Origin of the sequence: Parendozoicomonas haliclonae (assembly GCF_900174585.1) — a bacterium.
GTDB lineage: Bacteria > Pseudomonadota > Gammaproteobacteria > Pseudomonadales > Endozoicomonadaceae > Sansalvadorimonas > Sansalvadorimonas haliclonae.
Window position 1 is genome coordinate 32,826 of sequence record NZ_FWPT01000007.1, and the last position, 13,457, is coordinate 46,282.

General features: G+C 51.8%; 8 protein-coding genes and 6 tRNA genes. 3 read left to right on the plus strand and 11 right to left on the minus strand.

The features are described 5' to 3' along the window. Positions 1-269: 269 nt before the first annotated feature. The 10 genes from lon to EHSB41UT_RS15115 form a co-directional block, all read right to left on the minus strand. Entirely contained in the window at positions 270-2,687 is a 2,418-nt protein-coding gene (gene lon, locus EHSB41UT_RS15070) for an endopeptidase La (protein ID WP_087111307.1), read from the minus strand. A 399-nt stretch (positions 2,688-3,086) separates the two neighbouring features. Beyond that, positions 3,087-4,382, minus strand: a complete 1,296-nt coding sequence (gene clpX, locus EHSB41UT_RS15075) for an ATP-dependent Clp protease ATP-binding subunit ClpX (RefSeq protein WP_087111309.1) — start codon at positions 4,380-4,382, stop codon at positions 3,087-3,089. 324 nt (positions 4,383-4,706) lie between these two features. Further along, positions 4,707-5,354, minus strand: coding sequence for an ATP-dependent Clp endopeptidase proteolytic subunit ClpP (clpP, locus tag EHSB41UT_RS15080; protein WP_087111311.1), 648 nt, complete (start codon positions 5,352-5,354; stop codon positions 4,707-4,709). Positions 5,355-5,441: 87 nt separating this feature from the next. Continuing rightward, a complete protein-coding gene (gene tig, locus EHSB41UT_RS15085) occupies positions 5,442-6,797 on the minus strand; it encodes a trigger factor (RefSeq protein WP_087111313.1) in 1,356 nt (451 codons plus the stop codon). A gap of 224 nt (positions 6,798-7,021) precedes the next feature. Beyond that, positions 7,022-7,106 (minus strand) — tRNA-Leu (locus tag EHSB41UT_RS15090). Positions 7,107-7,128: 22 nt separating this feature from the next. Further along, a tRNA-His gene (locus EHSB41UT_RS15095) sits at positions 7,129-7,204 on the minus strand. A gap of 88 nt (positions 7,205-7,292) precedes the next feature. After that, positions 7,293-7,368, minus strand: a tRNA-His gene (locus EHSB41UT_RS15100). Between the two features lie 78 nt (positions 7,369-7,446). After that, positions 7,447-7,522 (minus strand) — tRNA-His (locus tag EHSB41UT_RS15105). 186 nt (positions 7,523-7,708) lie between these two features. Continuing rightward, positions 7,709-7,785: transfer RNA gene (locus tag EHSB41UT_RS15110), tRNA-Arg, on the minus strand. A 98-nt stretch (positions 7,786-7,883) separates the two neighbouring features. Continuing rightward, a tRNA-Pro gene (locus tag EHSB41UT_RS15115) sits at positions 7,884-7,960 on the minus strand. A 291-nt stretch (positions 7,961-8,251) separates the two neighbouring features. Here EHSB41UT_RS15115 and EHSB41UT_RS15120 point away from each other — a divergent pair. Beyond that, positions 8,252-8,596 carry a zinc ribbon domain-containing protein YjdM gene (locus EHSB41UT_RS15120; RefSeq protein ID WP_087111315.1) on the plus strand — a complete coding sequence of 115 codons (345 nt, stop codon included), beginning with the start codon at positions 8,252-8,254 and terminating at the stop codon, positions 8,594-8,596. 84 nt (positions 8,597-8,680) lie between these two features. Here EHSB41UT_RS15120 and EHSB41UT_RS15125 read toward each other — a convergent pair whose 3' ends face one another. Continuing rightward, entirely contained in the window at positions 8,681-9,451 is a 771-nt protein-coding gene (locus tag EHSB41UT_RS15125; protein WP_242667333.1) for a DUF3581 family protein, read from the minus strand. Between the two features lie 109 nt (positions 9,452-9,560). On the opposite strand from EHSB41UT_RS15125, the gene EHSB41UT_RS15130 reads away from it, so the two are divergent. Together EHSB41UT_RS15130 and EHSB41UT_RS15135 are read left to right on the plus strand one after the other, a co-directional pair. Next, positions 9,561-11,435, plus strand: a complete 1,875-nt coding sequence (locus tag EHSB41UT_RS15130) for a serine/threonine-protein kinase (RefSeq protein ID WP_165767281.1) — start codon at positions 9,561-9,563, stop codon at positions 11,433-11,435. Positions 11,436-11,507: 72 nt separating this feature from the next. After that, positions 11,508-13,406, plus strand: a complete 1,899-nt coding sequence (locus EHSB41UT_RS15135) for a serine/threonine-protein kinase (protein ID WP_087111319.1) — start codon at positions 11,508-11,510, stop codon at positions 13,404-13,406. The last annotated feature ends 51 nt before the right edge of the window (positions 13,407-13,457 follow it).

Here is a 13,457-nt window from a genome sequence, read left to right on the forward strand (position 1 = left end):
ATTCGACATCGTTTCATGTGTTAAGTACGGATGGGTGCTTCTGGATCAGAACCGGCCCTACAAATCCTGTATCGCCAACTCTGAAAAACCACCCTCAGTCGCCCTGATCACCGTTAGCTCTGAAAGAAGATCCCGGTACAGACCGTTCAGGTAAGACTGCCATAGGAAGTCTAAAGTTGATTTTTTATACCAACTGATTTCCGTAACTGTCAAGAATCCCTTGAAAATAAAGCCTTCGCAGGCAGTCGAGACTGCCTGCGAAAAGAGCCTTAATGGGTATTCACCCCGGATTCAACAGCCTTGGATTCCTGCTCCTTTTCCTTCACCAGTGCTTCGGTTTCAGGCAGGGGCTTAGGGACATATTGAAGGGCCACTTCCAGCACCTGATCAATGGATTTCACCGGACGGATATCCAGATCATTCTTGATATTGTCAGGGATCTCCTTCAGATCGCGGGCATTTTCATCCGGTATCAGGACCGTGCGGATACCGCCACGGTGCGCGGCCAGCAGCTTTTCTTTCAAGCCGCCAATCGCCAGCACCTGGCCACGCAGGGTGATTTCACCGGTCATGGCAACAGAGGCGCGCACAGGAATACCAGTCAGGATAGAAACCAATGCGGTACACATGGCGATACCAGCACTTGGACCATCCTTCGGTGTGGCACCTTCCGGCACGTGGATGTGGATATCGTTCTTCTCATGGAAGTCCGCAGGAATACCCAGTACCTGCGCACGGCTGCGTACAACCGTCATGGCCGCCTGAATCGACTCCTGCATAACATCACCGAGGGAACCGGTCTTGATGATCCGACCTTTGCCCGGTACCGCCACCGCTTCGATGGTCAGCAGTTCACCACCGACTGAAGTCCAGGCCAGGCCTGTCACCTGACCGACCTGATCCTGCTCTTCCGCCAGTCCATAGTTGAACTTACGAACGCCGGAGTAGTGATCCAGATCATCAGGACCAACAGACTCAACCACATCATCACGGCCCAGTGCTTTCTCCTTCACCACCCGACGGCAGATCTTGGCGATTTCACGCTCCAGACCACGCACACCGGATTCACGGGTGTAGTAACGCACCAGATCACGCACTGCCTCATCGGAAACATCCAGCTCACCGGTTTTCAGACCGGAACGCTTCTGCTGCTTCGGCAACAGGTAGCGACGGGAGATATTGATCTTTTCGTCTTCGGTGTAACCCGGGATACGAATCACTTCCATACGATCCAGCAGCGGAGCCGGAATATTCATGGAGTTGGAGGTACATACGAACATCACATCGGACAGATCGTAATCCACTTCCAGATAGTGATCGTTGAACGAGCTGTTCTGTTCCGGATCAAGCACTTCCAGCAGCGCAGAGGCAGGATCACCCCGCATATCCACGCCCATCTTGTCGATCTCATCCAGCAGGAACAGCGGGTTCTTCACACCGGACTTGGACATCTTCTGGATCAGTTTGCCCGGCATGGAACCGATATAGGTCCGGCGGTGACCACGCACCTCTGCCTCATCACGCACACCACCCAGAGCCATACGCACAAACTTACGGTTGGTAGCGCGGGCAATGGATTCACCCAGAGAAGTCTTACCCACCCCAGGAGGACCGACCAGACACAAGACCGGGCCTTTCAGCTTGCGGACACGCTGAGTCACGGCGAGGTATTCGAGAATACGTTCTTTAACCTCTTCCAGACCAAAGTGATCCTGATCCAGAATCTCTTCCGCTTTCTTCAGATCGTGACGGACCTTGCTGCGCTTTTTCCACGGCACATTGATCATCCAGTCAATGTAACCGCGCACCACGGTCGCCTCAGCCGACATAGGAGACATCTGACGGAGCTTCTTCAGCTCGGCCATGGTCTTCTCTTTCGCCTCTTTCGGCATCTCGGCATTATCAATCTGAGTCTTGAGAGCTTCCAGCTCATCCTGCTCATCTTCCAGCGTACCCAGCTCTTTCTGGATCGCCTTCATCTGTTCGTTGAGGTAGTACTCCCGCTGGCTGCGCTCCATCTGCTTCTTAACGCGGCCACGCACCCGCTTCTCCACCTGCAGCAGGTCGATCTCGGTTTCCATCAGGTTGATCAGGTATTCCAGACGCTCAACCAGATCAACGATTTCCAGAATCTTCTGCTTCTCTTCAACATTCAAAACCATATGAGAAGCAATGCTGTCCGACAGGCGGGCCGGATCAACCACATCCGCCAGCGAGCTCAATACCTCAGCAGGGACTTTTTTACTGAGTTGAACATACTGCTCAAACTGGCCGTAAAGGGATTGCGTCAGAGCTTCACTGCGTCGCTCTTCCAATTCATCTTCAGCGAGCACATCAACAACTGCAGTGGAATAGCCATCGTGATGATTCAGGGAATTCAGTTCGGCACGCTGGCTGCCTTCAACCAGAACCTTAACAGTGCCATCAGGGAGCTTTAACAACTGCAGGATCGTCGCCACAGTACCCAGCTCATGAAGCTGTTCCTGCTCAGGGTCATCATCCTGGGCATTGCGCTGGGTTACCAGATAGATACGACGGTCAGATTCCATGGCCACATCGAGAGCCTGGATGGACTTGTCCCTGCCCACGAACAGGGGAATCACCATGTACGGATAGACCACCACGTCTCTTAATGGCAACAATGGCAGCTCAATCCGTTCCTGCCGGCGAGTCTCTTGTTGTTCCATATACAGCCCTCTCTTGTTGTACTTCCCGGCCTTGCCAATGTGTACAACACATCAATTAACCGGAGGCGCTCTGCTGACCCTGTTGTCGTCAGAAGCCTGACTCTAAGATGAGGGTTCATGTTCAAAAATACAAGAACAAAACAGGATCAAGTTATCTGACCGAAACCTGCCCTGTGGGTTCATTGGCCACAGTCACCGATTCAGTCAGGCAGCATAACAGGGAGTCTTCAGACAGAACGCGATTACAGATTGATTACATCTGCGGTAACACAAACTGTCAGCAACAGAACAGTCGCTGACATGCATGCGGGTTGGATAACACACTCATAAAAAAACAGGCCGAACACGAGTGTCCGGCCTGCTTATCATCAAGACATGGCAACGCTGTCAGACAACGTATCAGTCTTCAGGAAGCGCGCGCTGTTGCGGCTGCTCCGGGTTTTCGTACATCAGCAGCGGCTCGGACTCACCACGGATAACATTCGCGTCAACCACCACCTTGGTAATGGTCTTGTCAGACGGGATGTCATACATGGTATCCAGCAGCACATTCTCCAGAATGGAACGCAGACCACGAGCACCGGTCTTACGCTCCATCGCCTGCTTGGCGACTTCTTCCAGAGCGTCCTGACGGAAGTCTACTTCCACCTCTTCCATTTCCAGAAGGCGGGAGTACTGCTTGGTCAGAGCATTCTTCGGTTCGGTCAGAATGCGCACCAGAGCCTCGGCATCCAGCTCTTCCAGGGTAGCAATCACCGGCAGACGACCAACGAATTCCGGAATCAGACCGAACTTCACCAGATCTTCCGGTTCAACACCCTTGAAGGCCTCACCAACACTCTTGCCGGAATCCTTGCTCTTCACGTCGGCAGTAAAGCCGATACCACCCTTCTCAGTACGGTCGCGAATCACTTTCTCCAGGCCGGCAAAGGCACCGCCACAGATAAACAGGATATTGGAGGTGTCTACCTGCAGGAATTCCTGCTGCGGATGCTTGCGGCCACCCTGTGGTGGAACAGAAGCAACCGTGCCTTCAATCAGTTTCAACAATGCCTGCTGCACACCCTCACCGGAAACATCACGGGTGATGGATGGGTTATCGGACTTCCGGGAGATCTTGTCGATCTCATCGATGTAGACAATACCGCGCTGGGCCTTTTCTACGTCGTAGTCACACTTCTGCAGCAGCTTCTGGATAATATTCTCAACATCTTCACCCACATAACCGGCTTCGGTCAGTGTCGTGGCATCAGCAATGGTGAACGGAACATTCAGAAGACGTGCCAGCGTTTCAGCGAGCAGGGTTTTACCGGAACCGGTCGGGCCAATCAGAAGAATGTTGCTCTTGCCGAGCTCAACATCTTCCTTCTTACGGCTCTCACCCGCCTGCAGACGCTTGTAATGGTTATAAACAGCCACAGACAGTACCTTCTTGGCACGGGCCTGGCCGATCACATACTCATCGAGAATGTTTTTGATTTCCCGCGGCACCGGCAGCTTTTCGCTGGTACCCTCAGGAACATTCTCCTGTACTTCTTCGCGAATGATATCGTTACACAGATCGACACACTCGTCACAGATGAAGACCGAAGGACCGGCAATGAGCTTACGCACTTCATGCTGACTCTTGCCGCAGAAGGAGCAGTAAAGCAGCTTACCGCTGTCTTCGCCCTTTCCATTTGTTTGATCGGTCATTCGCAATATCCTGCTATCACGGGACTGTAATCAATACAGTCGAAAAACAGTCTTTACCAGTCACCAGCCCTCTTTATCTTCCGGCCTGGCCTGTTCAACTCGGCTATCGGACCTGAAAACAAGCCCAGCCAGAAAACATCCCGAAGGATATTTTCCATAGAGTTCTATCTATATAGAAACAAGATGCGGTTTTTGCAGCAACTTTTCAAGGCTGCAACCAGAAAAGAAACAAAATTGACCCCACACCAACCTGATGTCGCATCAGGAAACCCGCCGTTACAAGGTTTGCGCTTCACGCATTTCTGCAACGGCAGGTCCGGGATCTTACTTGCCGCTTTCCCCATGCATCGCGCGACGATCCATAACCTTGTCAACAAGGCCATACTTCATGGCGTCTTCGGCAGACAGGAAGTTGTCACGATCGGTATCCTTCTCAACCACTTCCAGAGGCTGACCGGTATGGTGAGCCAGCACGTGGTTCAGCTTGTCCTTGATGGACAGGATTTCACGAGCGTGAATTTCGATATCGGAGGCCTGACCCTGGAATCCACCCAGCGGCTGGTGAATCATCACCCGGGAGTGCGGCAGACAGAAACGCTTGCCACTTTCACCCGCAGCCAGCAGCAGTGCGCCCATGCTGGCCGCCTGGCCGATGCAGTAGGTGCAGACGTTTGGCTTGATGAACTGCATGGTATCGTAGATCGCCATGCCGGCAGTCACGGAACCACCTGGGGAGTTGATATAGAGATGAATGTCTTTATCAGGATTTTCGGCTTCCAGGAACAGCAGCTGGGCTACCACCAGGTTCGCCATATGATCTTCAACCTGGCCGACCAGGAAGATCACCCGCTCTTTGAGCAGTCGGGAATAGATATCGTAGGAACGTTCACCGCGTGCAGTCTGCTCGACAACCATCGGCACCAATCCGCTGGCAGTGATGTCGGGAGCGCGGTAATCGATAAAGTGGGACATGTCCTTGAATGGCTCCTTGTCAGTCTGGGGTGCCGCCGCAGGCGACACCCCGTTCAGGGGCCGTTTTAGGAAAACGCCTTCGCTCGATTAAGCTTCAGCGGATTCTTCTTCGGCGCCCTCTTCGGTTTTGGCCGGGGCCGGCTTGATTGCTTCTTCGTAGCTGCAGGCTTTCTCAGAAACCTGTGCTGCTTCAAGAATAGTATCTACCACCTGCTCCTCAAGCACAACATACTGAACCTGGCTCAGTTGCTGCTCGTTAGCGTAGTACCAGTCGATAACCTGCTGAGGCTCCTGGTAAGCAGAGGCGATCTCTTCAATCATAGCGCGAACGCGGTCATCTTCAGGCTTCAGTTCACGAACCTTAACGATTTCACCAACGATCAGGCCCAGACGAACACGCTTCTCAGCTTCAGCCTGGAACATTTCGTTTGGCAGAGCGGAGGCGTCGAGGCCCTGCATGCCCTGGCTGGCGAAACGCTGTACAGCCTGCTCTTTCAGACGGCCGATTTCCTGCTCAACCAGTGCTGCTGGCAGTTCAACGTTGTGAATTTCAATCAGACCGTCCATAACCTGGTTCTTAACCTTGTTCTTAACGGCTTGCTTCAGTTCACGACCCATGTTCTTGGTAATTTCTTCACGGAAGCCTTCCAGGCCACCTTCGGAAACGCCGTAACGGGAGAAGAACTCTTCGTTCAGCTCAGGCAGTACAGGCTTCTGTACTTCGTTCACAGTGATAGCGAACACAGCGTCTTTGCCTTTCAGCTCTTCAGAGTGGTATTCCGCAGGGAAAGTCACGTTGATGTCTTTCTGCTCACCAGCCTTCATGCCGGCGATACCGTCTTCAAAGCCAGGAATCATACGGCCGGAACCCAGTTCCAGACGCTGACCTTCGGCTGCACCACCTTCAAAGGCTTCACCGTCAACGGTGCCCTTGTAGTCGATGATAACCAGGTCGCCCTGCTCGGCAGCAGCGCCTTCTTCAGCGGCTTCAAAAGTCTTGCTCTGCTCACGCAGGGTGTCCAGCATCTTGTTGACGTCTTCTTCAGACACTTCAGCAACTGGCTTCTCTACGGAGATTTTGGCGAAATCAGCGATTTCAACTTCCGGGTACACTTCTACGATGGCAACGAACTCGAGGTCTTTGCCTTCTTCAATGTTCTTAGGTTCAATCTTGGGAGCACCTGCAGGCTGCAGCTCTTCCTTGATTACAGCTTCCATGTAGGAAGACTGCATAACCTCACCCAGAACTTCCTGACGAGCGCCCAGGCCGTAGCGCTTCTTGATCACCTTGAATGGCACCTTGCCAGGGCGGAAACCGTCCAGCTTTACACGCTTGCTCATATCGCGCAGACGCTTATCAACCTGGGTTTCTACAGTTTCAGCAGGAACCGTGATGGTCAAGCGGCGCTCGAGGCCGGAAGTCGTTTCAAGTGAGACTTGCATGGTTAATCCTCATAAACCAAGTGTTGCAACGAGCGTTTTTATCAAACCAATGCTCAGAAAGCGCAACAGGGTATCAGATTCTTCAGCAGCACAGAACAGCCTGAGGCATCACTGCGCACTTTATTTATTCTCATCAACGCTGGCGGGGCATTCCAGACCCCGACGCAGGCCGACATATACGAAAAAAGGGGATAAGCAAGCTTATCCCCTAAGATCGAATTTTATGGTACGGATGGAGAGACTCGAACTCTCACGCCTCGCGGCACTGGAACCTAAATCCAGCGTGTCTACCAATTCCACCACATCCGCAGCACTGCTTTAAAGCAAAAAGTGGGGTGGACGAAGGGGATCGAACCCTCGACCACAGGAGTCACAATCCTGGGCTCTACCAACTGAGCTACGTCCACCACTAAAACTTTAAATAACTGCTATACCTTTTATCTTCACATCATAAAGAAGATAAAACAATGAGAGGCAGGCCACCCATTGGGAAAATGGGGTGGACGAAGGGGATCGAACCCTCGACCACAGGAGTCACAATCCTGGGCTCTACCAACTGAGCTACGTCCACCATCTCATTTACTTTTGGCCTTTCGACCATTTTCAAAACCAGCCGCAGAAAGAAATTAAGCACCTGATTTTAGAAAAGTGGGGTGAACGAAGGGGATCGAACCCTCGACCACAGGAGTCACAATCCTGGGCTCTACCAACTGAGCTACGTCCACCACTAAACTTTCTTTTCGATTCAACCCTTAAGGCCTCATCGACCGCCGGAATGATACTCATTCGAGCGAAACTTACAAGCCCCATCGAGCAAGTGATTTTCTTTTTACCAGATCAACATTTGTTAGAGCACCAACTTTACAGCAGGGGTCACACAACGGCAGGAGCGAAAGAAGATATCTTGAAGATGGCACGCCCGGCAGGATTCGAACCTGCGACCATCCGCTTAGAAGGCGGATGCTCTATCCAACTGAGCTACGGGCGCATGAACTTACCAGGCCATTCACCAGAAGCTAAGCATCTAGCGACCTATCAAGCTTTACCAAACACAACAACCCGCAACCCTGCGAGCTGCTTGATAAATGGTCGGGGTAGAGAGATTCGAACTCCCGACATCCTGCTCCCAAAGCAGGCGCGCTACCAGACTGCGCTATACCCCGATAATGTCATGCCGGGCTGCCCCAGCGACGCGGCGAATATTACTGTTACCTTCCGCCTTCGTCAACGCTTAAAAGCTGCGACCAACCGCAATCACCAACACCACAGTTCTTTTTCACTAAGACTAAACAGAATTTCGCCATCCAGCTACTTTCTATAGGACTTCCTGTCTTCCATACCCGAGTTCGGGCTCTCATAATACGCGCCCTTCCTTTTATGTAGTCATCCTGTTCGATGTATAAACACCATCAACCCGGATGGCCGCGACATTTTGAGTTCAGCGAGGAACAACCATGTCTGACGATTCCCAGAAAGAATGCCCTAAGTGCCACTCCCCTTATGCCTACAGCGACGGCCAGATGTGGATTTGCCCGGAGTGCTTCTACGAGTGGTCCGGCGAAGCCGAGGCAGAAGAAGCACCGACCGGCTTTATTGATGTGAATGGCAATACACTGGTTGATGGCGACGCCGTCACCGTTGTGAAGGATCTCAAGGTAGGCGGCAGCACCATCAAGTCCGGCACCAAGGTGAAAAAAATTCGTCTGCTGGATGACCCGGTCAACGGCCATGACATCTCCTGCAAGATCGATGGCCACGGCCAGGTTTACCTGAAATGCTCCGTGGTGAAGAAAGCTTAAAACTTCGTATACAGCTTTCTGCCCAACAATAAAAAGGCGACCTCCCGGGTCGCCTTTTTTGTATCTGTTCAGTTTACTTCGCCATCAGGCCGCAAAACGATCCCGACGACTATTGTATTCATCCACCAGTGCATCAATGTCGGTCTGGGTGTATTCCCGAAGACTGGACAGCACCATCGTCTTCACTCCGGTACCGACAACCTGTCCCTGATCGCGGAATTCAAAGTGCAGGGTGGCAGTGCCACGACGACCATCCACCTTCAACTCTGAACCGGCCGGTGCCAGCTCAGGAGCCACCAGCTCCGTGGCCTGCAGTGAGATAGACATGCTTTCATAAATCACCAGCGGCCGGGACGGGTTAATCATCACCCCGCCATCCTTCATCAGCGGCACCAGCAGATGCGGGAAGTTCTCCCCGGAAAAAGAGACATAACTGCGAATCAGCCGCTCGATAACCGCCGGATCGGTAATCCGCTCACCACCCTGCTCTTCCAGCTCAAGGTATTCCTTGCCATTGTCATCCTTCAGAGAGAAACGATGGTTACCCTGATCTTCCAGAGTCAGCACTGTTCCGTCATTCACCATACCATTGAAGGAAACCTTCAGCTGGGTGGAGACACCACGCTCACTCAGGATGCGGGCAAACAACAGATCCCCCGGCACACAAAAGCGCTTGCTGTCCTCATCGTGAATCGGGTTGAAGTCATTGGCCACCTGCTTGGCAAACCGGCTGGCCTGCTCACGGGTGAAGGAAAAGGTATTCTGACTATGGGTCGTACAATAAGGAGTGATAAACATAATCGGCGCAGGCAAGAACCCTTTATGCCTTTGGGTTATTTCAGATGTCCTGATCATAATCTAAACCCATGTTGTGGTTGTACAGCAAAAACGTAGCTTTTTGTTCTTCAGGCTTGTTGCTCGTGGTCTATCTTGACCTACAAACGACAACAGGCCGATGTTTATCATGTACGGAAACCCCGCCACCACCGCATACTCACCACGCCTGCCGCAGCGAACGACCAGCTTCTGGCTCCTGCCTGTCATGCTGTTGATACTGCTCAGCCCGACAGCCGCCGCCGGAGCCAGAAATTATCTGGTGATTGTTCAATACGATCACCCCGTAGACCGGGACCATTCACGGCTACACACCCCGCTCCACCAGCAAGACTGGCTATCCCTGACCATCCATCCACTGCCGGCTTACAGCCATCCACCCACAACTGAGCAGCTAATTCGGGAAAGAATGCCCGATATCACCATGACCCAGGGAATGAGCTCGATCTTCTTCAGCAGAGCAACAGCCGTTGGCAAACAATTTGCGGCCTGGAAGACCACCATCCATTCCGCGCAGGAGCCGCCTATAGAAGGTGCTTACCAGGAAACCATCCTGCGCATGTCGCCAGCCTACCAGGCCTGCTACTCCCTCGAAGACACGACCAAACAGATACTGTCGCCCGGCCCCAACCAGCTCATTATCGATTCCCAACATTTCAAAGTCTTTAACCCCAGCGACGGAGTCATACCGTCAAACACGATTTACCCGGAAAGCGGCGGTTCCAACTACATTCCGACCAACGAGGAAGTCACCCAGCTCATGCAGGAGCTGGACCATCAGTTTTCAATTATGGAAGACCAGCTGTCCCAGATGGATGAGGCAACACCACTACATAGCTATAAATCCAGCCGCCCGTTCTCAGCCAAACCGAGCTCCCAACCATCATCCCTGCCAACCCCTATAAAAGACCGGCAGGAAATGACCCGAAGAAGCCTGCCGACCGGAACCTCCCAGGGACTGCCGCATGCGCAAGCACAATTTCAGCCACTAAGCCGGCAACTGTCTCGCAGGATGGGATCAGACTCCATGTCTATTTCCGTGCAGGGACTTGAGAATGCCGGCCTCCAGCCATTTCCCCTAACCCATTACCGCTTCTCAAGAAACATATACACCGGCAACTTTGGCCGGGTCGATCTCTATCGGCAGCCAAGTCGACACGGGGGCAGACAGGTCGTCATCAAAAGCATCCCGGAAGATAAACACGAGGCGTATCAGTTCAAACGGGAGGCCTTGTTTCTCCACACCCTCTCCCATCAAAACATTGTTAACTTTCTGGGTTTCAATGTGGTGGATGACGATGACCCGGAAAGCCCCGCTACCTTGCAAATGGTGCTGGAATTCCTGCCCGGAAAAGACCTACTGCTGACACTTCGAGACAACTACAGGCAGTTTAACGAAGACCTTGCCCGACAAATTATCACCACCGTCGCAGAGACCGTGCACTATCTACATCACAACAATATTGCCCACCGTGATCTGAAGGGTGAAAACATCATGCTGTCCCTGACCGAGGATATGCAGCTGGAAAGTCTTAAGATTATCGACTTCGGCCTGTCCGCACTGAGCAATGGTAAGAAATACCCCACTAAAAACTTTCCCGGCAGTATCGACTATGCCGCCCCGGAAACGATTCGAGGCGATCCGAATGTTGACTTTAAAGAGAATGAAATCTGGACACTGGGCGTATTAAGCGTCATCACTGTGGCCAAAAGACCACCCTACCCGGCACCACCCGCCCATCTCAACGTCATCCCTGGCATTATGAGCGATGAAGAGTTTAAGTTTCTAAGAGACTATCGCCTGCAGAATCCCGATAAGGAACTCGGCACCCAATACTCAACGGATCTGCTCAACAGGGCATTCCCCCGCCCATCAGATCTTGCCCATCAGTTTGTACAAAGCCTCTGCCAGTACAAACCTGGCAACCGCCCCAACATTGATCAGGTATTACAACATCCCTGGATTCTCAATCACTACGCCCCAATACAAAGCACCAAGCTTTAGGGTGTGTTCTTGTGCGCCGCCATCCGTGGGCTATCTTGACTAACAAACGACAACCGATTGACATTGATACCTATGACGCACAGGGAATACGTCCCACTCAAACTTGAACGACTCAATCGAACGGCATGCGCACAGCTTTTTTCACTGATTGTATTTCTCAGCGGATTTACAGCCCTCAAGCTGCCAGCCGCTCTGACAACCTACCTGGTTGTTGCTCTGTACCCAGATAATGTTGATAACAACACTGAACTCCCAAGCATCCCGCTTTACAAGCACCCCTGGATCTCACTGACCATCTACCCGGTATCAGCCGATTCTGCCCATCTGGATACACCGACACTCCTGAAAAAAAGAATGCCTAAGATCGCATTATCTTCAGGTTCGGATACCCTCTTTTACTCCTCGCCGGCACAAAACTATTCGGAACAGTACATGGTATGGAAAACCGGATTCCATTCCTCCGACAGAAAGCATAATCCCGAAGCAAGCCAACACCAGATTCTACTGATGTCACCGGAGCAGCAATCCGGCCATCAATCAGGCATCAGCCAACATCATGCACAGGTTGAAACGCCATCTTCCAATACAATTCAAATCGGCGAACACCGCTTTCAGACCTATAGCTCAATGGGAAAAACTCCCTTTTACACTCTGTACCATGAAAGCCTGTCAGTACCAGCCCCCGAAACCTATGACACTCCGGAACATCAGAGTGACACCTCAGCCGACATCATCCAATCCCTAAGTAGCATTACACTTAAGACATCAGCTGAGATGACACAGCCCATTCCTCCACAACAACCCCAGCGCCCTATCATCCGAACTCCCGCACCGAGATCAGCAACAACTCGTCATGTCAGAGTGGTAAAAAAAGAAACGCAGCCCAAAAAAACATTAACCATACTGGACACTCGCACCCCAGGCATTATTTCCTCTTCGCCCCTCTCTATCAGCGACAAACTCGCCCATCTGATCCCCACTGATTCGACATCCCCAACATTGGAAGCCATGTCCAAGGCCGGGTTGCAATCATTCCCGATGAAAAACTTTCAAACCATTGAACTTTTGAAGCGGGGATCCTTCGGATCGATAAGACAACATCGGGGTCCATCCTCAGAAGGTATTATCGACATTGTCACCAAGACCATCGATGAGGAGCATTTCAATGCTCTTTACCTGAAACGGGAAGCAACAATTCTCCAGCACTTACTGCACCCGAATATCGTTAATATTTTTGGTTTCAATCTTTTAAAAAACCATGAGACTGGCAAATACAAACTGCAGCTAGTGCTGGAACATATTCCGGGCATAGATATGCTGACAGCACTGAACACGCTATCCCAACGATTCACCGAACCCCTGATTAAACAAATTATCAGTTTACTGACGGGAGTGGTTGCCTACCTTCACCACAACAATATTGCCCACCGGGATCTGAAACCCGAAAACACCCTCCTCCTATTTCATCCGGACGAAAGCCTAGCCACTATCAAAGTTATCGACTTCGGCCTCTCCGCACTGTCCGATGGAGAACACTTTGCCAACGACCTCTGCCCCGGAACCGTTGACTATTCAGCACCTGAAGCCTTACAGGGTGAGGTCGGAAACAATACTAAACCTGGTGATATCTGGTCTATGGGGGCCATAACACTCACTGCCTTGCTCAATGAGCCAACCTATTTTCTTGAACTTTCCGAAGATGAGGGCGATGACGAGAATGACACCTACACGGAAGCTGAGAAGCAGAGTGTGAAAAGATACCGTCTGGACAATCCGGACAAAGAACTCGGATCTTTTTACATCCAACAGCGACTGAAGGCTGCCAAACTAAGACCTTCAGCACAGGCAAGAAACTTTATTCAAAGCTGCTGCACCTATGATCCGAGAATGCGCCCCACTATTGATGACATTAATGCCCACTCATGGCTACAGCGTCCCCCATCACCCACCATAAAGCGCACAACTCTTTGACACCACTTCGATAGAGAGAACGGAACATCCTCCACCAAAAACAATCAACTC